We start from the raw sequence: 20171 nt of genomic DNA, 5'->3' as shown, positions 1-20171 counted from the left end.
TTCCCGTGCTGGGCGTCAGCGGAACCGCGGCCCCCGCGGGCGCGACCGCTCGATGGCGATGCGGATCGCGCCGCCGCTGAACCCGCGCCGCTGGAGCCAGCCGGCGAGCCGCCGCTCGGCGGTCTCGTCGTCGAGCGAGCCCATGCGCCGGCGCCGCTCGGCAGCGGCATCGATCGCGCGCTGCAGCTCGTCGTCGCGATCGGGCTCGTCGAGCACGGCGGGGTCGAGCCCGCGCTGGCGCAGGGCCGCGGCGATGCCGCGCTCGCCGAGCTGCTTGCGCTCGCGGAGCCGCTCAGCCTCGTCGCGCGCGAGCTGCTCGTCGTCGAGGTAGCGCTCCTCGACGAGCCGGTCGAGCACCGCGGCGCGCACGGCGGGCTCGACGTCTCGCTTCGCGAGCGCGCGGTCGAGCTCGAGCCTGCTCGCGCCCCGTCGGCCGAGCGCACGCAGCGCGATCGACCGCGCCGCCTCCTCGTCGATGGGCTCGAGCGGCGCGCCGTCGTCGTCGCGCTCGACGGCACGCCCTCGCGAGCCGGCGCCGGAGCGGCCTCGCGAGCCGCGCCGCGGAGCGCCGGGCTCCACGGGCGCCTCGGCCTCGGGCTGGTCGTCGGCGCGCTCATCGCGCCCGGCGATCCAGCTCGAGAGCTCGGTGACCCCGGCGAGCCGGCCGGGATCGCTCACGCGCCCTGGCGCTCCTGCCGGCGCGCGTCGAGCGACTCGACGCCCGCTTCGGGAGCCGCGGCGCCGATGCCGAGCTTGCCGAGGATCTGGCGCTCGATCGAGCCCGCGATGTCGGGGTTGTCGAGCAGGAACTGGCGCGCCTTCTCCTTGCCCTGACCGAGCTGGTCGCCGTCGTAGGTGTACCAGGCCCCGGACTTGCGGACGATGCCGTGCTCGACGCCGAAGTCGATGAGGCTGCCCTCGCGGGAGATGCCGACGCCGTAGAGGATGTCGAACTCGGCCTGCTTGAACGGCGGCGCCATCTTGTTCTTCACGACCTTGACGCGCGTGCGGTTGCCGACCGCGTCGGCGCCGTCCTTGAGCGTCTCGATGCGGCGGATGTCGAGGCGCACCGAGGCGTAGAACTTGAGCGCCTTGCCGCCCGCGGTCGTCTCGGGGCTGCCGAAGAAGACACCGATCTTCTCGCGCAGCTGGTTGATGAAGATCATCGTCGTGCCGGTCTGGTTGAGACCGCCGGTGAGCTTGCGGAGCGCTTGCGACATGAGGCGCGCCTGGAGGCCGACGTGGCTGTCGCCCATCTCGCCCTCGATCTCGGCGCGCGGCACGAGCGCCGCGACGGAGTCGATGACGATGATGTCGATCGAGCCGGAGCGGATGAGCATGTCGGCGATCTCGAGCGCCTGCTCGCCCGTGTCGGGCTGCGAGACGAGCAGCGAGTCGATGTCGACGCCGAGCTTCTTGGCGTACTCGGGGTCGAGCGCGTGCTCGGCGTCGATGAACGCCGCGATGCCGCCGTTGCGCTGGGCGTTGGCGATCGCGTGGAGCGTGAGCGTGGTCTTGCCCGACGACTCGGGGCCGTAGATCTCGATGATGCGGCCGCGGGGCAGCCCGCCGATGCCGAGCGCGGCGTCGAGCGCGATCGAGCCGGTCGGGATGACCTCGACAGGCGCGCGCTCCTCGCTGCCGAGGCGCATGACGGATCCCTTGCCGAACTGCCGGTCGATCTGCGCGAGCGCCGCCTCGAGCGACTTATCGCGGTCTGCGGGTGTGGGCATGTGCTTGCCTTCCGTTTCGGTGATGGCGCTCACGCTACGTCGGGCCGCTGACATGCGTGCGGCCCCGGGCCCGGCCTGTGGACAGTCCCGTCGAGCAGCTCCAGCCTAGAGCCGGATCGAACGCATCTTCGAACAATGCGGCGGCGTGTCGCGACGCCTCAGCGCCGCGCCTCGCGCACGCCGCGGCCGTGGCGCCGAGCGACCGGCACGTCCTTCGCGTCGCAGATCGCCTGCCACACCTGCCGCGGCGGCACGCCGTCGGCGAGCGCGGCCGCACCGGTGCGCCCGCCGAGGCTCGAGAGCGTCGTGTCCTCCATCAGCACGGCCCCGAGCGAGCCGAACTCCTCCTCGAGCGCGAGCTGCAGCTCGCTCGCCCGCATCCGGGGTCTCTCAGCGCACCGCGGAGTCGAACTCCGCGACGAGGTCGTCGGGCAGCGTGTCGGGCACGCTCGCGCCGATGCGATCGAGCTCGTGGTAGCCGAGGCCCTCGAGCACCGCGAGGCGGTCGCCCACCTCGTGCAGCACGCTCGAGAGCGGCACGTCGAGCGCTTCGGCGACCGACGCGAGGATCTCGCTCGAGGCCTCCTTCTGGCCCCGCTCGACCTCGCTGAGGTATCCGAGGGCGACGGAGGCGCGGGAGGCGACCTGGCGCAGGGTGCGGCCCTGGCGCAGGCGCACATCGCGCAGCACGTCGCCGATCTCCTGTCGAACCAGCACCATGGTCTCCCCCTTCACCGTGGATGCATCATGCTAGCCGCAGCTTGCCTGCGAACCGCTCGATGCCCTACGACCTGTGACAACGCAAGGCTCGCACCGCGCATTCCGAGCCAGCACTCCTCATCCCTTGGATTCGCTGTGCATCACGAGGTCGGTGCGCTCGAGCGCGGCGTCGAGCTCGCGGAGCGCCGCGAGCAGCGCCGCCTCGCGCACCTGCTCGCGGTCGCCCGGCTCGAAGTGCGACGAGGCGTGCGAGCGCAGCCCGTCGACCGTCTCGAGCTCGATCCCGATGTGGAACTCCCCCGGCGCGTGGTCGTCCTGCGCGCCGGGGCCGGCGACGCCGGTCGTCGCGACGCCGATCGTGCACGCGCTGCGATCGAGCGCGGCGAGGTGGCGCACGCCGCGCGCCATCCAGATCGCGACGTCGGGGTCGACCGGTCCGCGCTCCTCGAGCAGGTCGCTCGGCACGTGCAGCACCTGCTCCTTCATCTCGGTCGCGTACGCGACGACGCCGAGCCGCAGGACGACGGACGCGCCGGGCGTGCGCACGAGCGTCTCGGCGACGAGGCCGCCGGTGAGCGACTCCGCGACCGCGATCGAGATCCCCCTCGCCGCGGCTCGCGCGACGATCCTGCCCGACAGCTCCATCGCATCCATCACCGGCTCCTCCACGTCTGCCACACGAACTCCAGTCCCGAGTAGATGGTGAGCGCGACCGCGATCGTCATCGTGACGACGCACGCCCACACGCCCCAGTCGCCGACCCACGCCTGCAGCGGCAGCAGCGCGAGCGGCAGCGCGATCCCCTGCGCCATGGTCTTGGCCTTGCCCGCCCAGTCGGCGGCGATCACGGTGCGGCTCGAGACGACGAGCCGGTAGAGCGTGATGCCCCACTCGCGCACGAGCACGACGATCGTGATCCACCACGGCAGCTCGCCGAGCACCGAGAGCACGACGAAGGCGCTCGAGGTGATCGCCTTGTCGGCGATCGGGTCGATGAGCTTGCCGAGGTCGGTCACGAGCCCGCGGCCGCGAGCGATGCGCCCGTCGACGAAGTCGGTCGCGATGAGCACCGTGAAGAGCACCGCCGCGAGCGTGCGCACGAGGCCCGGCTCGGGGTGCGAGAGCGCGACGACGACGAAGACGGGGGTCAGCAGGATGCGCACGGCCGAGATGAGGTTCGGCACGCTCGCGACGCTCGCGGGCTCATCGCCCCTGCGCCAGACGCGCCCGCGCCACGGGCTCAGGATCGGCATGCTGCGAGGCTACCCGGCGCGCCTGGAGGCGCGCCCCGGCCCGCGGCTCAGTCGCGGCCCGTGAGCGACCACGCGTCGTCGTCGCCGCCCTCGGCCTCGACGACCTCGAGCCCGTCGCGGTTCGCCTCGTCGAAGGGGTCGCTGTAGCGGTCGTCGGTCTCGACCCACGCGCCCTCGTCGTCGTCGGCGTCATCGGATGCGTCGGGCGCGTCGAGCGCGCTCGGCGCGGGCCGCTCGGCGCCAGCGGGTGGCGCGGCCGCGGGCGCCGCGGCGCCGGCGGGCGACGGCGCGGGGCCCTCGCCGCGCAGCGACGCGAGCACGGCCGCGAGGCCCTCCGGCGGCACGAGCACGTCGCGCGCCTTCGACCCCTCCGAGGGCCCGACGATCTCGCGCGACTCCATGAGGTCCATGAGCCGGCCGGCCTTCGCGAAGCCGACGCGGAGCTTGCGCTGCAGCATCGAGGTCGAGCCGAACTGCGTCGAGATGACGAGCTCGGCCGCGGCGCACAGGTCTTCGAGGTCGTCGCCGATGTCGGCGTCGATCTCGCGCTTCTGCGCGGTCTCCTCGACGTCGTCGCGGTACTCCGGGCGGGCCTGGCCCGTGACGTGCTGCACGACGCGCTGGATCTCGGCCTCGTCGACCCACGCGCCCTGCACGCGCATCGCCTTGTTCGCGCCCATGGGCAGGAAGAGGCCGTCGCCCTGGCCGATGAGCTTGTCGGCGCCCGGCTGGTCGAGGATGACGCGCGAGTCGGTGACGCTCGAGACGGCGAACGCGAAGCGGCTCGGCACGTTGGCCTTGATGAGGCCCGTGACGACGTCGACCGAGGGCCGCTGGGTCGCGAGCACGAGGTGGATGCCCGCCGCGCGCGCGAGCTGGGTGATGCGCACGATCGAGTCCTCGACGTCGCGCGGGGCGACCATCATGAGGTCGGCGAGCTCGTCGACGACGACGAGCAGGTACGGGTAGGGCTTGAGCGTGCGCTGGCTGCCGGCGGGCAGCACGATCTCGTCGGCGCGCACGGCCTTGTTGAAGTCGTCGATGTGCTTGTAGCCGAACGACGCGAGGTCGTCGTACCGCATGTCCATCTCCTTCACGACCCACTGCAGCGCCTCCGCTGCCTTCTTCGGGTTCGTGATGATGGGCGTGATGAGGTGCGGCACGCCCTGGTAGGCGGTGAGCTCGACGCGCTTCGGGTCGACGAGCACCATGCGCACCTCGGCGGGCGTCGCGCGCATGAGCAGGCTCGTGATCATCGAGTTCACGAACGACGACTTGCCCGAGCCGGTCGAGCCGGCGACGAGCAGGTGCGGCATCTTCGCGAGGTTCGCGACGACGTAGCCGCCCTCGACGTCCTTGCCGATGCCGATCGTCATCGGGTGCTTCGAGTCGGCCGCCGCGCGCGAGCGCAGCACGTCGCCGAGCTTCACCGTCTCGCGGTCGGGGTTGGGAATCTCGATGCCGATCGCCGACTTGCCGGGGATGGGCGAGAGGATGCGCACCTCGTTCGAGGCGACGGCGTACGAGATGTTCTTCGACAGCGCCGTCACGCGCTCGACCTTGACGCCCGGTGCGACCTCGATCTCGTAGCGCGTGACGGTCGGGCCGCGCGAGAAGCCGGTGACCTTCGCGTCGACGTTGAACGAGCCGAGCACCTGGGTGATCGCGGCGACGATCTCGTCGTTCGCGGCCGAGCGGGCCTTGGGCGGATCGCCCTGCGCGAGCGAGGCGATCGACGGGAGCCGGTAGGGGCGCTGCGCGACGGCGGGAGCCGCGGGGGCGGGCTCGTCCGGCGCGTCGAGCGCGACCTCGCCCGTGTGCTTCCGCATGGCCGCCTCGGCCTGCTCGAGCGACTCGAGCACCGCGGTCGCGTACTCCTCGTGCTCGTCGTCGCCGACCTCGGGCAGCGGCTCGGGGGTCGTGGCGGGCACGGCGACCGCCGCGGCGTCGACGCGCGTCGTCGGCTGCTCGCGGTCGATCATGACGGGGGTGTCGTAGGCGGGATCGACCTCGCGGCCGGTCGCGTTGCGGCGCCAGAACGGCAGCGAACCGGTGTCGCCCTCGATCGGCTCCTCCTCGGCCGCCTCGGCGGCCTCGGCCTTCGCGAGCTCCTTCGCCTCGCGGCGGGCGCGGCGGGCCTCCTCGCGCTCCTGGGGCGTGCCGGTCTCAATGCCGAAGAGGTAGCCGTAGAGGTCGGCGAGCCGCTCGGGGATGCGGGTCGGCGGCGTGCGGGTGATGATGAGCACCGCGAGCGCGGCGACGAGGCCGCAGACGATGCCCGCCCCGATCGGGGTGAGGAGCGCCGCGAGCGGCGCGGCGGCGACCCAGCCGAGGATCCCGCCCGCGTCGGCGAGCGCGGGCATGCCGAGCGACGCATCCGGCATGCCGAGCACGACGTGGCACAGTCCCGCGACGAAGATGAGCAGCAGCGCGATGCCGACGCCGACGCGGCCGTTGTCGCTCACCGATGCCGGGTGGCGGAACATCCACAGCGCGAGCAGCACGAAGACGACCGGGAGCGCGATCGCGACCTGCCCGAAGAGGCCGCCCCACGTGTAGGCGGAGATGGCCTGCGCGACCTGGTTGGCCGGCAGGATCCACTCGACGACCGCGCCGAGCACCGCGAGGATCGTGAGCAGGAAGGGCACGCCGTCGCGGCGCTCCTCCTTCGCGAGCGACTCGCGGCCGAAGACCCGCGCAGCCCCGCCCGTCGCGTGCGCGAGGCCCATCCACGCGCGCTGCGCGAGGCCGGGGCCGTCGTCCTCGAACACGGGCTGCGCCTTCGTCGACCGGGCCGCCCGCTGCACCTTCGTGGTCGCGGAGGTCGACGTGCCGGTCGAGCGCCCGCGCGGGGTCGGCTTGGTCGACTTGGTGCTCGTGGCCATGGCCGACACCCTAGATGCCCGCGCCCACCGCGGCCCGGAGGCGCTCCGCGGCGGTGCGGAGTCAGAAGCGGATGGCCTCGATCACCTTCGAGCGGACGGCGATCGTCGCGGGCACGCTGCCGGCGAGCGCGCCGACGGCCGCCGCGACGATGAGCCCGGTCACCGCGGCCGACATCGGGAACCCGGGCAGCACCATGCCGCCGATGCCCTGCGTGAGCGCGTCCTGCACGACGGGGAGCCGGTAGGCGAAGATGCACAGCGCGATGCCGATCGTGCCCGCGACGACCGTGCCGACGACCGACTCGAGCATGACGGCGACGAAGATGCGCGTGCGCGAGGCGCCGAACGCGCGGCGGATGCCGAGCTCGCGCACGCGCTGCCGGATGGAGACGACCGCGACGGTCACGAGGCCGAGGGCGCCGAGCAGCAGGATGACCACCGCCGTGCCGACGAGCGTGAGCTGCAGCGGCAGCAGCGGGTCGTAGCCCTCGAACGCCTGCCAGTCGCTGCGGTTCCCGTCGACCATCGCGCCCGGGAGCGCGCCGCGCAGGTCCTGCCGCAGCATCCGCAGCCCCTCGTCAGCCGCCTCCGCGGGCACCCACGCCTCGAGGGAGAGGGAGGAGTGCATCGCGGACGGATCGTCCCCGGCGATGCGCAGCACGTCGCGCGGCAGCATCCACGCCTGCGGCCACTCATCGCCGAGGCCGCGGTCGACGAGGCCGACGACGACGGCCGTCGTGCCGCCGAGCTCGATCGCGCGGTGCGCGTCGAGCCCTCCGCCGCCGAGCAGCTCGAGCGTGCCGCGGTTCACGACGACTGCGGGCGCGAGCCGCGCGCGGTCGCTCTCGTTGAGGAAGCGCCCATCGGCGACGCCGAGGTGCCGCATGACGGCGAAGTCGGGGTCGACCGCCTCGATCTGCACCGATGCGCCCGCGCCGCCGAGCGTGAGACCCGTGCTCATGCGCGCGCTCGCGTAGTCGATGCGGTAGCGGTCGACGGCCGTCTCGATCGCGTCGAGCGCGGCGACCGGGTCGCCCGGCGTGCCGTCGGCCGACGACGTCTCGACCCACAGGCTGATCGTCGCGGTCCGGCCGCCGTTGGCCTCCATCGACGAGACGAGCGTCGACCGGGCGAGGTCGCCGACGGCGACGGATGCGGTGAGCGCGGCGATCGCGACCGTCACGCCGATGAGGCTCATGAGCACGCGGCCGCGGTGGATGCGCAGCTCGGTCCAGGCGTCCTGGATCGCGGCGACGACGTCGGTCACGAGAGCGCTCCCGCCGCGCTCGGCTCGAGCGCGCGGAGCCGCCCGTCGGCGAGCCGCAGCACGCGCCGCGCGCGGGCCGCGACGGCGAGGTCGTGCGTGATGGTGACGAGCGCGGCGCCGGCCTCGGTCGCGACCTCGTCCAGCAGGTCCATCGTGCGCGAGCCCGTGTCGATGTCGAGCGCGCCCGTCGGCTCGTCGGCGAGGATGAGCCGCGGCCGGCGCACGAGCGCCCTGGCGATCGCGACGCGCTGCTGCTCGCCGCCCGAGAGGTTCGTCGCCCTCGTGTCGAGCCGGTGCCCGAGCCCCACGCGGTGCAGCATCTCGCGCGCGAGGTGGGCGCGCTGCCAGTAGCGGCGGCCCGCGCCGTAGTGGAGCGGCACGGCGACGTTCTCGGCCGCCGTGAGCCCCTCGATGAGGTTGAACTGCTGGAAGACGAAGCCGACGCTCGCGCCCCGCAGCCGATCGCGCGCGCGGGCCCCCATGAGCGCGACCGGCTCGCCGTCGAGCTCGACGGCCCCGGTCGTCGGCTGGTCGACCAGTCCGAGGATGTTGAGCAGCGTCGACTTCCCCGAGCCCGAGCGGCCGACGATCGAGACGCGGTCCCCCGGCGCGACGTCGAGGTCGATGCCGCGCAGGATCTGCAGGGCCGGGCCGTCGATCGTCGCGAACTGGCGGGTCACGCCGCGCAGGCGCAGGAGCGGCACCATCAGAACCCGCACAGCATGGGATCGGCCGTCATCGGGTCGGCGCACGGGTCGGCGGCGCCCGGCACGAACTGCAGCACGGCATCCCCCTCCGAGAGCCCCGCGCGCACCTCGACCATGCGGCCGTCGCTCAGCCCGAGCTCGACCGGCACCTCCTCCGGCGCGCCGTCGGCCCCCGGCCGATAGGCGATGCCGGTCTCGGCGCTGCCGAGCACGGCGGTCGTCGGCACCAGCAGCACGTCGCTCGCCGAGCCGGCGCTCAGCTCGACCTTCGCGGCGAGGCCGACGAAGACGCGCACGTCGCCCGGCACCGCGCACGTGAGGGTCGCGCTCGCGCCCGTCGTGATCTGCTCGCCCACCGGCTGGGCGATCGCGACCGCACCGCACTCGAAGGGCGCCGGACCGCCGTCGATCGTGACGGTCGCCGACTCGGGCTGCGTCGTCAGCCGGTACTGCTCGGCAGCGCCGAGGCTCGCGCGCACGACGTGCTCGGGCGGCTGCACCGCGCCGGTCTCGCCCGCGACGTCGACGCTCTGGCCGACGAGCACGGCGAAGCCCGTGAGGGTGCCGGCGGCGGGCGCGACGATGCTGTGCACGCGCGCGGTGGGCGGCGGCACGGTGCCGTCCGCCGCGGGCGCGCCCTGCGTCTCGACGCGCACGGTGTAGAGCACGTCGCCCTCGGCGACCTGCGCGCCGTCGGCGGCGCTCACGCGTGCGACGGTGCCCGCGTGGGTCGAGCGCACCGGCACCGCCTCGACCGGCACGATCATGCCCTCGATCGAGACGGCGTTCTCGACCGAGCCGCGCTCGACGGTCGCGAGCGGCTCCTCGAACGCGGCGCCGGGCGCGAAGCCGTCATCGGCGCTCACCGCCTCGACGTCCGGGAAGAACGCGAGCTTCACGAGCGCGATCGCGATCGCCGCGCCCACGGCGAGCTTGAGCACCGGCAGCACCCACGTGCGCCACGCGCCGGGCCCGCGCGCGGCGCGCTCGGCCTTCCGCAGCCGCGAGCGCTCGAGCTGCTCGAGCTTCGCCTGCCGCTTCGCGGCCGCGCGAGCCTCGCGCGGCGAGGCCTGGCGGTGCGCCGACTGCTCGGCGTGCAGCGGCGGCGGGACGGCGGCCGCTCCCCCTCCCTCGACGACGGGCGGCTCGACGGGGGCGGTGTGGTCCTGCTGGGGCACGGCGGCGTCCTCTCGGGCGGGGCGGCGCGCATCCGTTGCGTGCCCTCGCTCGTCACGCTAGGGCACGCGAGCGCGCTCGCCCTCCCCCCGGAGGATGATCTCGACGTGTCGGCTACGCCTCGATGACGACCGGCACGATCATCGGGCGGCGGCGGATGCGCGTGCCGACCCAGCGACCCACCGTGCGGCGGACGACCTGCTGGTACTGGTGCTGGTCGCGCACGCCCTGCTCGCCCGCCTCGGCGAGCGCCTTCACGATCTTCGGGCGGATGTCGTCGAAGACCTTGTCGTCCTCGGCGAAGCCGCGCGCGTGGATCTCGGGGCCGACGATCACCTTGCCGGTCTGCGGCTCGACCGCGACGAAGATCGAGATGAAGCCCTCCTCGGCGAGGATGCGGCGGTCCTTGAGGTCGGCCTCGTCGATGCGGCCGACGGACGAGCCGTCGACGTAGACGAAGCCGATCTCGAGCTGGCCCGCGACGGTCACCTCGCCGTCCGCGAGGTCCCACACGGTGCCGTTCTCGCCGACGAACGCGCGCTCGCGCGGCACGCCCGTGTCGATCGCGAGCGAGGCCGCGGCGTGCAGGTGGCGGTACTCGCCGTGCACCGGCACGACGTTCCGCGGCTTGAGGATGTTGTAGCAGTAGAGCAGCTCGCCCGCCGAGGCGTGGCCCGAGACGTGCACCTTCGCCGAGCCCTTGTGCACGACCTTCGCGCCGAGCTGCATGAGTCCGTTGATGACGCGGAAGACGGCGTTCTCGTTGCCGGGGATGAGGCTCGAGGCGAGGATGACGGTGTCGCCCTCGCCGACCTCGATGCGGTGCTCGCCGTTGACGATGCGGCTGAGCACCGCCATCGGCTCGCCCTGCGAGCCGGTCGACATGAAGACGACCTGCTCGCGCGGCATGTTCTCGGCCTCCTTCTGGCTCACCACGACGCCGTCGGGCACCTTGAGGTAGCCGAGCTCGGCCGCGATGCCCATGTTGCGCACCATCGAGCGGCCGACGAAGGCGACCTTGCGGCCGTTCTCGTGCGCCGCGTCGAGCACTTGCTGCACGCGGTGCACGTGGCTCGAGAAGGAGGCGACGACGACGAGCCCGGAGGTCTTCGCGATCACCTGCGAGATGACGGGGCCGATCTCGCGCTCGGGAGCCGTGAACCCGGGGACGTCGGCGTTCGTGGAGTCGACCAGGAACGCATCCACGCCCTCCTCGCCGAGCCGCGCGAACGCGCGGAGGTCGGTGATGCGGTCGTCGAGCGGCAGCTGGTCCATCTTGAAGTCGCCCGTGTGGAGCACGAGGCCCGCGCTCGTGCGGATCGCGACGGCGAGCGCGTCGGGGATCGAGTGGTTGACCGCGACGAACTCGGTCTCGAACGGGCCGAGCTGCTCGACCTGGCCCTCCTTCACCGTGTGGGTGAAGGGGCGGATGCGGTGCTCCTTGAGCTTCGCCTCGACGAGCGCGAGCGTGAGCTGCGAGCCGAGCAGGGGGATGTCGGCCTTGAGCCGCAGGAGGTAGGGCACGGCGCCGATGTGGTCCTCGTGGCCGTGCGTGAGCACGACGGCGACGACGTCGTCGAGGCGGTCGCGGATCGGACCGAAGTCGGGCAGCACGAGGTCGACGCCGGGCTGGTGCTCCTCGGGGAAGAGCACGCCGCAGTCGACGATGAGCAGCTTGCCGTCCTGCTCGTACACCGTCATGTTGCGGCCGACCTCGCCGAGGCCGCCGAGCGGGAAGAAGCGGAGGGTGCCCGCCGCGAGCGCGGGGGGCTGGGTGATGGCCGTCAATGGGCCTCCTTCATATGCGGCTCGCACGGGGCGAGCGGATGTGGGGTGCGCGCTCCTCGCGCGCGGGAAGATCTGGGGTGGATGCGACCACGGGCTCTCGCGCTCAGCGCGTCGTGCCGTGCACCTTCGGCAGGGCGCCGCCCGCGGCGGCGTTGCGGTCGGGGCGGAAGCGGCTCAGGTCGAGCCCGTCGACGCCCGAGACGAGCGCGAGCTCGTCCTCGATGAGGGCCGCCTCGGCGTCCTCGGGACCCACGAGCGGCAGGCGCACGCGCGGGCTGCCGATGCGGCCGAGGCCGTGCAGGATGTACTTCGTCGAGACGGTGCCCGGCACGTGCGTCATCGTCGCGCGGACGAGCGGCTCGAGCGCCTGGTGCTGCGCCATCGCGGTGCGCAGGTCGCCCGCGTTCACCGCGTCGACCATCGTCCGGTAGGGCTTCGGTGCGATGTTCGCCGTGACGCCGATGAGGCCGGCGGCGCCGATCGCGAGGTGCGGGAGCACGTTCGCGTCGTCGCCGGAGAAGTAGAGCAGGTCGGTCTGGTTGAGCACGCGGCTCACCTCGGCGAAGTCGCCCTTGGCGTCCTTCACGGCGAGGATGTTCGGGTGCTTCGCGGCGCGCAGGAGCGTCTCGTAGCGGATCGGGATGCCCGAGCGGCCCGGGATGTCGTAGAGGATCACCGGCAGGTCGGTCGCGTCGGCGATGAGCCGGAAGTGCGTCAGCACGCCAGCCTGCGTCGGCTTGTTGTAGTACGGCGTGACGATCATGACGCCGTCGGCGCCGGCCCGCTCCGCCTGGCGGTAGAGGTCGATCGCGTGCGCGGTCTCGTTCGAGCCGCCGCCCTGGATGACCTTCGCGCGGTCGCCCGCGACCGCCTTCGCGACCTCGACGAGCCGGATCTTCTCGGGGTCGGTGAGCGTCGACGTCTCGCCGGTCGTGCCGGAGACGACGATGCCGTCGGCGCCGTGGGTCACGACGTCGTCGATGAGCCGCTCGACGTCGTCCCAGGCGACCTCGCCGTCGGCCGAGAACGGCGTCACGAGCGCGACGAGCACCTGGCCGAAGGGATTGGGGTTCACTCGACCAGGCTACCGTGCCGCTCGCGCGGCCTCTCCGCCCGTCGCTCGAGGGTGCGATACGCGAATCGCAGCCCGGTGCGGCTCGCGTGCCATCCCTCGGCCGGGTCGCGCATCACCACGCGCCACGACGCATCCGGCACGGGCGCCGTCGTGTCGCCGGTCGCGTCGAGCTCGATGTCGGTGATCTCGAGCCGGTCGGCGCGCGCCATCGCGTCGCGGTAGACGCGACCGCCGCCGACGATCCACACCTCGTCGTCGATCGCGAGCGCCGTGGCGAGCGCCTCGTCGAGGCTCGAGACGACGCGGGCGCCGGGTGCGACGAAGTCGTCGCTGGAGGTGATGACGATGTTCTCGCGCCCCGGCAGGGGCCGGTAGCGCGGCGGGAACGACTCCCAGGTGCGCCGACCCATGACGACGGGGTGGCCCATCGTGATCGCCTTGAAGCGCGCCATGTCCTCGGGGAGCGACCACGGCATGTCGCCCGCGTCGCCGATCACGCCGCCGCGAGCCTGCGCCCAGATCATGCCGATCATCTAGACCGCGACCGGCGCCTTGATGCCCGGGTGGTGCCGGTAGTCGACGACCTCGAAGTCGTCGAGCTCGTAGTCGAGGATGCTCTCGGGCCGTCGGCGGATGCGCAGCGTCGGGAGCGGGTACGGCTCGCGGGAGAGCTGCCGCTCGACCTGCTCGACGTGGTTGTCGTAGACGTGGCAGTCGCCGCCGGTCCAGATGAAGTCGCCCACCTCGAGACCCGTCTGCTGCGCGATCATGTGCGTCAGGAGCGCGTAGCTCGCGATGTTGAACGGCACCCCGAGGAACATGTCGGCCGAGCGCTGGTACAGCTGGCACGAGAGCCGGCCGCCGGTGACGTCGAACTGGAAGAGCGCGTGGCACGGGGCGAGCGCCATGTCGGGGATGTCGGCGGGGTTCCACGCCGACACGATGTGCCGGCGCGAGTCGGGGTTCGAGCGGATCGACTCGACGACCTGCGCGATCTGGTCGATCGTGCCGCCGTCGCGCGCCGGCCACGAGCGCCACTGCACCCCGTAGACCGGGCCGAGCTCCCCATCCGCGTCCGCCCACTCGTCCCAGATCGTGACGCCGCGCTCCTGCAGCCAGCGCACGTTCGACTCGCCGCGCAGGAACCACAGCAGCTCGAGCGCGAGCGACTTGAAGTGCACGCGCTTCGTGGTGATGAGCGGGAAGCCCTCGGCGAGGTCGAAGCGCAGCTGCCGGCCGAACACCGACCGGGTGCCGGTGCCGGTGCGATCGCCCTTGTGCCGCCCGTTCGCCATCACGTCGGCGAGCAGCTCCTCGTAGGGGTGCGCGGTCACGGTGCCTCCACTCATGGTGCCTCCTGGGGTGCCGTCCTGCGGAGCGAGAGCGCCGTGCGCGCCGCCATGCGCGCGCGCCGGCGGTCGCGCGCCGCGTCGTAGGCCATCGACAGCCGCAGCCACGACTGCCACGACTCGGGGTGCGCCTCGACGTCGGCCTTCGCGACCGGGAACGCGTCCTCGGCGGCCTCCCGGTCGGCGCGGCCCGAGGGCGTGCCGGGCAGGGGCTGCGGCATGCCGCCCGCGGCCGCGAGCTCGCGCACGGCACGGTCGAGCTGGACGCCGAAGACGACCTCGCGCGCGAGCGCCCACGCGCCGATGAGGAAGAAGACGATGAGCGCGACGCCGACGGCGATCGCGAGCGGCTGCCCGGTCGCGATGAACTGCACGGCGCGGCTGCCGGCGAGCACGACGTAGAGCGCGAGCACGGCCGCCATCGCGAGGGCGAAGCCCTTCCGCGCGCTCGAGCGCGCCGCGGGCCGGTCGGTCACGAGAGCCCCAGCAGGTCGCCGATGCCGACCGTCACGCCCGGCTGCGCCTCGGCGCGGAGCGCGAGCAGGATGCCGGCGGCGTACGAGTCGCTCGACGTCGTGTCGTGGCGGATCGTCAGCGTCTCCCCCGTGCCGCCGAAGATGACCTCCTGGCGCGCGACGACACCGGGCAGCCGCAGCGCGTGCACCGGCACGCCCGCGATCACGGTGCCGCGGCCCGGCTCGTCGGGGGTCGCGGGCGCGAAGCCGCGCACGGCGCCGATCGCCTCTGCGGTGCGCGTCGCGGTGCCGCTCGGCGCGTCGCGCTTGCGGTCGTGGTGCGCCTCGACGACCTCGACGGCGGTGAAGTGGCGCGCGGCGATCGTCGCGAGGTGCGTCTCGAGCACGCTCCCGAGCGAGAAGTTGGGGACGATGCGGATGCGCTCGGCGCCTCGGGCGCGGAGGGCCTCGATGCGCTCCTCCGTCCAGCCGCTCGTCGCGACGACGACGGGCACGCTCGCGTCGAGCGCGGCGTCGACGAGCTGCTGGCTCGCGCCCAGCACGGTCGCGTCGAAGACGACGTCGATCCCGTCGAGCTCGAGCCCTTCGCGCACGTCGAGCTCGACCGGCTCGAGGTCGCCGGCGTCGCGCACGAGCCGCAGCGCGAGCGATCCGAGCCTGCCGGTCGCGCCCGCGATCCCGATGCGCCTCGTCGATGCCATGCCCTCCAGCCTACGGCTCGGGCGATGGCCGCAGCGCGCTCGCCGCGCGCCCGTACAGTGGACCGGTGCACGCCGACATCCGCCTCGAGGACCCCGCGTCCGAGCTCGCCCAGTCGCTCCTGCAGGCCTACTTCGCCGATCGCGCGATCACGTTCGTCGGCGGCGCCTACACGCCCAAGCCCGCCGATCCCGCGACGCTCCGCGCGCCCGAGGGCGCGTTCCTCGTCGCGTGGGACGGCGACGAGGCGATCGGATGCGGTGCGCTGCGTCGACTGAGCCCGTCGCGCTTCGAGGTCAAGCACCTCTACGTCGCCCCGGCCGGCCGCGGCCGCGGCACCGGGGCCGCGCTGCTCGAGGCGCTCGAGGCGCGCGCGGTCGAGCTCGGCGCGTCCGAGGTCGTGCTCGACACGAACGCGGCCCTCGGGCCGGCGAACCGCCTCTACGCGACGCGCGGCTACGAGTCGATCCCCGCCTACAACGACAACCCGAACGCGACGACCTGGTTCCGCAAGCCGGTCTCCTCCGCCGACTCCGCAGGCTGACCCGGCGCCAGGCCTAGAAGGGCTGCGGCAGCGGGAGGCCCGTGCGGTCCTCGGGCGGCAGGTGGCCGAGGTCGTTGTGCACGAGCAGCTGCGGCGGCTTGCCCGTGCGGCGCCGGATGATCGTGAGCCCGCAGTTCGCCTGGTTGAGCGCCATCCACTGCCAGTTCGGCGACTGCATCACCTCGCGCACGAACCAGCCGATGACGAAGTTGTGGGTGACGATGAGCTCGTTGACGTCGCCGCGCGACGGGCGCAGCCACTGCGCCACCGCATCCTGCATCTGCGCCGACCCCGCTTCGACCTCCGCGGGCCGCACGGCCTTCAGGAACCCATGGAAGCCCACGGGCGTGTCCTCCTCGAGCCCCGAGGGGATGCAGTCGAGCAGCAACGCCGACTTCTGGAACTCCACGGCGGGCAGCCGCTCCTGCATGATCGCGGCCGTCTCGGTCGCGCGTTGCAGCGGCGACGTCCACGCCTGGTCGAAGACGACGCCCGACAGCCGCTGCGCGATCGCGTGCGCCTGCCGCACCCCCCGGCCCGAGAGCCGGCCGTCCTCGACGCCGTGCTCCGCGTCGAGCTGCTCTCCGTGCCGGACGAGGTAGAGCAGGTGCGCCATGGGGTCCTTCCGCGGGCGCAGCGTCGCGCCCAGGTCGTGCGCGGGCGCGCTGGAGCGCCCTTCGTGATCAGCGGGCGGTGGGGTCCGCCACTCCCACCGTAGCGCCATCGGGGGACACGACGAGCCGCTCGAGCCCTTCCGGAGCCTGTCCGACCGCCGAGATCGAGCGCGGTCCGCCGGCGAGCTCGGCGGCGAGCGCACGCACGTCGGCGTCGGTCACGCGCTCGATGCGCTCGAGCGTCGCGTCGATGTCGAGGAACTCGCCGAGCGTGAGCTCCGCGCGGCCGAGCCGCGACATCCGCGTGTCGGTGTCCTCGAGCGCGAGCGCCGAGCCGCCGGCGAGCTGGCCCTTCGCGCGGCGCAGCTCGTCGTCGCTCGCGCCGTCGGCGAGCCGCTCGAGCTCGCCCACCATGAGCGAGGCGACCTCGAGCGTCTTCCGGGGCGCGCACGCCGCGGCGAGGCCGACGAGCCCAGCGTCGGCGTAGCCCGAGGCGAACGAGTAGACGGAGTAGGCGAGGCCGCGCTTCTCGCGGATCTCCTGGAACAGTCGCGACGACATCCCCGCACCGAGCACCGCGTTGAGCACGGCCATCGTGCTGCGGCGGGGGTCGGATGCGGTGAGCCCGGGCATGCCGATCATGAGGTTGACCTGCTCGAGCGGCCGGGCGACGACCGTGAGCCCGCCGGTGCCGGGCGCGGCGAGCTCGCGGCTGCGGCGCTCGCGCGGCGCGGCTGCGTCGAGCGACCAGCCGTAGCGGGAGAGCGCCTCCTGCAGCTGCTCGACGGCCGTGTCGTGGTCGACGGCGCCGGCGATCGTGACGACGAGGTCGCGCGGGGCGTAGTGCTCGGCGTAGTGCTCGGCGACCCGGTCGCGCGAGACGGCGCGGATCGAGTCGGGCGTGCCGCCGATCGGGCGGCCGAGCGGCGTCTCGGCGCCGTGGACGAGCTCGCTCAGCCGCTCCCCCGCGACGTCCGCGGGGTCGTCGTCGGCCATCGCGAGCTCCTCGAGGATGACCTCGCGCTCGTGCTCGAACTCGTCGGCGTCGAGCAGCGACGACGTGAGCATGTCGGCGAGCACGTCGATCGCCATCGGCAGGTCGACGTCGCGCACCTTCGCGTAGTAGCACGTGTGCTCCTTGGCGGTGAGCGCGTTGTGCTCGCCGCCGACCTCGTCGAACGCGACCGCGATGTCGAAGGCGGAGCGCGAGCGGGTGCCCTTGAAGAGCAGGTGCTCGAGGAAGTGGGTCGAGCCGCGCGCATCGCCCGTCTCGTCGCGCGAGCCCACCGGCACCCAGTAGCCGACGGTCGCGCTCAGCGCGCCCGGCATCTGCTCGGTGAGCACGCGCACGCCGCTCGGCAGCACGCTGCGGCGCACGACCGCGCCGCCGGCCGCGGCGACGGCGATCTCGGGGACGTCGAGCGGGAGGGGGACAGCAGGCATCCGACCAGTCTACGGCCGCGACATGCGAGCAGCCCCCGCCCCAAGAGGGGGCGAGGGCTGCTCGGGTGCGGTGACTACTCGGCCGAGACCGAGGAGACCGACGAGACGGACGAGTCGGCGTCGTCGCCCTTCGCCGCGACCGGCGCCACGGGCTCCGAGTCGTCGACGATCTCGAGCGAGAGCTTGCCGCGGTCGTCGATCTTGGTGATCTCCACCTGGATCTTCTGGCCGATCGAGACCACGTCGTCGACGTTCTCGATGCGCTTGCCGCCGTTGAGCGCCCGCATGGCGGTCACGTGCAGCAGGCCGTCGCGGCCCGGCAGCAGCGAGACGAAGGCACCGAACGACGCGGTCTTGACGACCGTGCCGAGGTAGCGCTCGCCGAGCTCGGGGTTGAGCGGGTTCGCGATCGCGTTGACCGCGGCGCGCGCGGCCTCCGCCGAGGGACCGTCGACGGCGCCGATGTAGACGATGCCCGTGTCCTCGATCGAGATCTGGGCGCCCGTGTCGTCCTGGATCTGGTTGATCGTCTTGCCCTTGGGGCCGATGAGCTCGCCGATCTTGTCGACCGGGATCTGCACGCTGATGACGCGCGGCGCCGTGGGCGCCATCTCGTCCGGGGCGTCGATGGCGGCGTTGAGGACCTCGAGGATCTTCGTGCGCGCCTCCTTCGCCTGCGTGAGCGCACCGGCGAGCACCGAGGCGGGGATGCCCGAGAGCTTCGTGTCGAGCTGGATGGCCGTGATGAAGTCGGGCGTGCCGGCGACCTTGAAGTCCATGTCGCCGAGCGCGTCCTCGGCGCCGAGGATGTCGGTGAGCGCCGCGTAGCGGGTCTCGCCGTCGACCTCGTCGGTCACGAGGCCCATCGCGATGCCCGCGACGGGCGCCTTGAGCGGCACGCCGGCGTTGAGCAGCGCGAGCGTCGAGGCGCACACGGAGCCCATCGACGTCGAGCCGTTCGAGCCGAGCGCCTCCGAGACCTGGCGGATCGCGTACGGGAACTCCTCGCGGCTCGGCAGCACGGGCACGATCGCCCGCTCGGCGAGCGCGCCGTGGCCGATCTCGCGGCGCTTCGGGCTGCCGACGCGGCCCGTCTCGCCCGTCGAGTACGGCGGGAAGTTGTAGTTGTGCATGTAGCGCTTGCTCGTCACGGGGCTCAGCGAGTCGATCTGCTGCTCGAGCTTGAGCATGTTGAGCGTCGTGATGCCCATGATCTGCGTCTCGCCGCGCTGGAAGATCGCGGAGCCGTGCACGCGCGGCACGACCGCGACCTCGGCGTCGAGCGGGCGGATGTCGGCCGGGCCGCGCCCGTCGATGCGGATGCCCTCGGTGAGGATGCGTCCGCGGACGACCTCCTTCGTGACCGCCTTGTAGGCGCCCGAGACCTGCGTCGCGATGACGGCCTCGAGCTCGCCGCGCTCGATGCGCTCGTTGATCTGCTGCTTGACCTGCTCCTTGAGCTGGTCGTCGGCCGACTGGCGCTCGAGCTTGTCGGCGATGCGGTACACCTCGGCGAGGCGCTCGGCCGCGAGCTCGCGGACGGCCGCGAAGGCCTCCTCGGAGTACGGCGGGAAGAGCGGGTACTGCTGCGTCTCCTTCGCGGCGGTCTTGGCGACCTCCTCCTGCGCGGCGACGAGCTGCTTGATGAACGGCTTCGAGGCCTCGAGGCCCTCGGCCACGACCTCCTCGGTCGGCTTCTGCGCGCCGCCTTCGATGAGGTTCCACGCGCCGTCGGTCGCCTCGGCCTCGACCATCATGATCGCGACGTCCTGGCTGCCGTCGGCAGCCGTGACGACCCTGCCCGCGACGACCATGTTGAACACGGCCTGCTCGAGCTGCGAGTGCTTCGGGAACGCGACCCACTGGCCGTCGATGAGCGCGACGCGCACGCCGCCGATCGGGCCGTCGAACGGCAGGCCCGAGAGCTGCGTCGACATGGACGCGGCGTTGATGGCGAGCACGTCGTAGAGCTCGTCGGGCTCGATCGAGAGCACGGTGATGACGACCTGCACCTCGTTGCGGAGGCCCTCGACGAACGAGGGGCGCAGCGGCCGGTCGATGAGGCGGCACGTGAGGATCGCGTCGGTCGACGGACGGCCCTCGCGGCGGAAGAACGAGCCGGGGATGCGGCCCGCGGCGTACATGCGCTCCTCGACGTCCACCGTGAGGGGGAAGAAGTCGAACGAGTCCTTGGGGTGCTTCGAGACGCTCGTGGCGCTCAGCAGCATCGTCTCCTCGTCGATGTACGCGACGGCCGAGCCCTGCGCCTGCTGCGCGAGGCGACCGGTCTCGAAGCGGACGGTGCGGGTGCCGAAGCGGCCGTTGTCGATGACGGCCTCGGCGAATGTGATCTCAGGACCTTCCATGAAGGGCCTCTCCTCTCCTGTGCCCAGCGGGGGCACGACATGTCAGTCGTGCGCTTCGCCTGCGCGGAGTGGTCAT

Annotated in this window: 20 protein-coding genes; 1 reads left to right on the top strand and 19 read right to left on the bottom strand. The window is 72.9% G+C overall.

Annotated elements, in window-relative coordinates; genetic code table 11:
- Positions 1-15 precede the first annotated feature (15 nt).
- The 16 genes from JQT67_RS06565 to dapB form a co-directional block, all read right to left on the bottom strand.
- Positions 16-678 (bottom strand): regulatory protein RecX, encoded by a 663-nt coding sequence (locus JQT67_RS06565; RefSeq protein WP_208064001.1) that lies wholly within the window; start codon positions 676-678, stop codon positions 16-18.
- The gene (gene recA / locus JQT67_RS06560) at positions 675-1733 is read right to left on the bottom strand and encodes a recombinase RecA (protein ID WP_208064000.1); all 1059 of its coding nucleotides are present in this window, start codon (positions 1731-1733) and stop codon (positions 675-677) included. The genes JQT67_RS06565 and recA overlap by 4 nt, the downstream gene beginning before the upstream one ends.
- A 158-nt stretch (positions 1734-1891) precedes the next feature.
- Complete coding sequence (locus JQT67_RS06555; RefSeq protein ID WP_021011797.1) at positions 1892-2113, bottom strand: DUF3046 domain-containing protein; 222 nt, start codon at positions 2111-2113, stop codon at positions 1892-1894.
- Positions 2114-2123: 10 nt separating this feature from the next.
- Complete coding sequence (locus JQT67_RS06550; protein WP_021011796.1) at positions 2124-2453, bottom strand: helix-turn-helix domain-containing protein; 330 nt, start codon at positions 2451-2453, stop codon at positions 2124-2126.
- A gap of 117 nt (positions 2454-2570) precedes the next feature.
- The gene (locus tag JQT67_RS06545) at positions 2571-3107 is read right to left on the bottom strand and encodes a CinA family protein (protein WP_021011795.1); all 537 of its coding nucleotides are present in this window, start codon (positions 3105-3107) and stop codon (positions 2571-2573) included.
- A complete protein-coding gene (pgsA, locus tag JQT67_RS06540; protein ID WP_208063999.1) occupies positions 3107-3706 on the bottom strand; it encodes a CDP-diacylglycerol--glycerol-3-phosphate 3-phosphatidyltransferase in 600 nt (199 codons plus the stop codon). The genes JQT67_RS06545 and pgsA overlap by 1 nt, the downstream gene beginning before the upstream one ends.
- 47 nt (positions 3707-3753) lie before the next feature.
- Complete coding sequence (locus JQT67_RS06535; RefSeq protein ID WP_208063998.1) at positions 3754-6591, bottom strand: DNA translocase FtsK; 2838 nt, start codon at positions 6589-6591, stop codon at positions 3754-3756.
- A gap of 61 nt (positions 6592-6652) precedes the next feature.
- Positions 6653-7858, bottom strand: coding sequence for an ABC transporter permease (locus JQT67_RS06530; RefSeq protein WP_208063997.1), 1206 nt, complete (start codon positions 7856-7858; stop codon positions 6653-6655).
- Positions 7855-8562 carry an ABC transporter ATP-binding protein gene (locus tag JQT67_RS06525; RefSeq protein WP_374222120.1) on the bottom strand — a complete coding sequence of 236 codons (708 nt, stop codon included), beginning with the start codon at positions 8560-8562 and terminating at the stop codon, positions 7855-7857. Before JQT67_RS06525 ends, JQT67_RS06530 begins: the two co-directional genes overlap by 4 nt.
- A 2-nt stretch (positions 8563-8564) precedes the next feature.
- Positions 8565-9743, bottom strand: a complete 1179-nt coding sequence (locus tag JQT67_RS06520) for an efflux RND transporter periplasmic adaptor subunit (protein ID WP_208063995.1) — start codon at positions 9741-9743, stop codon at positions 8565-8567.
- A gap of 112 nt (positions 9744-9855) precedes the next feature.
- Positions 9856-11529: a ribonuclease J gene (locus JQT67_RS06515; RefSeq protein ID WP_021011789.1), complete on the bottom strand. Its 1674-nt coding sequence runs from the start codon at positions 11527-11529 to the stop codon at positions 9856-9858.
- Positions 11530-11632: 103 nt separating this feature from the next.
- Entirely contained in the window at positions 11633-12604 is a 972-nt protein-coding gene (gene dapA / locus JQT67_RS06510) for a 4-hydroxy-tetrahydrodipicolinate synthase (RefSeq protein ID WP_208063994.1), read from the bottom strand.
- Positions 12601-13128, bottom strand: a complete 528-nt coding sequence (locus JQT67_RS06505) for a dihydrofolate reductase (protein WP_279537666.1) — start codon at positions 13126-13128, stop codon at positions 12601-12603. The genes dapA and JQT67_RS06505 overlap by 4 nt, the downstream gene beginning before the upstream one ends.
- Before the next feature lie 9 nt (positions 13129-13137).
- Positions 13138-13953: a thymidylate synthase gene (locus tag JQT67_RS06500; RefSeq protein ID WP_031224423.1), complete on the bottom strand. Its 816-nt coding sequence runs from the start codon at positions 13951-13953 to the stop codon at positions 13138-13140.
- Entirely contained in the window at positions 13950-14429 is a 480-nt protein-coding gene (locus JQT67_RS06495) for a hypothetical protein (protein WP_307864242.1), read from the bottom strand. Before JQT67_RS06495 ends, JQT67_RS06500 begins: the two co-directional genes overlap by 4 nt.
- Positions 14426-15130: a 4-hydroxy-tetrahydrodipicolinate reductase gene (gene dapB, locus JQT67_RS06490; RefSeq protein WP_026374070.1), complete on the bottom strand. Its 705-nt coding sequence runs from the start codon at positions 15128-15130 to the stop codon at positions 14426-14428. The genes JQT67_RS06495 and dapB overlap by 4 nt, the downstream gene beginning before the upstream one ends.
- Before the next feature lie 65 nt (positions 15131-15195).
- On the opposite strand from dapB, the gene JQT67_RS06485 reads away from it, so the two are divergent.
- Positions 15196-15672, top strand: a complete 477-nt coding sequence (locus JQT67_RS06485; protein ID WP_307864241.1) for a GNAT family N-acetyltransferase — start codon at positions 15196-15198, stop codon at positions 15670-15672.
- Positions 15673-15685: 13 nt separating this feature from the next.
- On the opposite strand, the gene JQT67_RS06480 is transcribed toward JQT67_RS06485, so the two are convergent.
- The 3 genes from JQT67_RS06480 to JQT67_RS06470 form a co-directional block, all read right to left on the bottom strand.
- Positions 15686-16288 carry a histidine phosphatase family protein gene (locus JQT67_RS06480; RefSeq protein WP_021011782.1) on the bottom strand — a complete coding sequence of 201 codons (603 nt, stop codon included), beginning with the start codon at positions 16286-16288 and terminating at the stop codon, positions 15686-15688.
- Between the two features lie 67 nt (positions 16289-16355).
- Entirely contained in the window at positions 16356-17729 is a 1374-nt protein-coding gene (locus tag JQT67_RS06475) for a pitrilysin family protein (RefSeq protein WP_021011781.1), read from the bottom strand.
- Positions 17730-17803: 74 nt separating this feature from the next.
- Entirely contained in the window at positions 17804-20095 is a 2292-nt protein-coding gene (locus tag JQT67_RS06470; RefSeq protein ID WP_021011780.1) for a polyribonucleotide nucleotidyltransferase, read from the bottom strand.
- Positions 20096-20171: the final 76 nt, after the last annotated feature.

The sequence above is a fragment of the Agrococcus sp. TF02-05 genome (assembly GCF_017565345.1).
Lineage (GTDB): Bacteria > Actinomycetota > Actinomycetes > Actinomycetales > Microbacteriaceae > Agrococcus > Agrococcus pavilionensis.
Note: the sequence above shows the minus strand (reverse complement) of the source record. Positions and strands in the feature narration are given on the sequence as shown.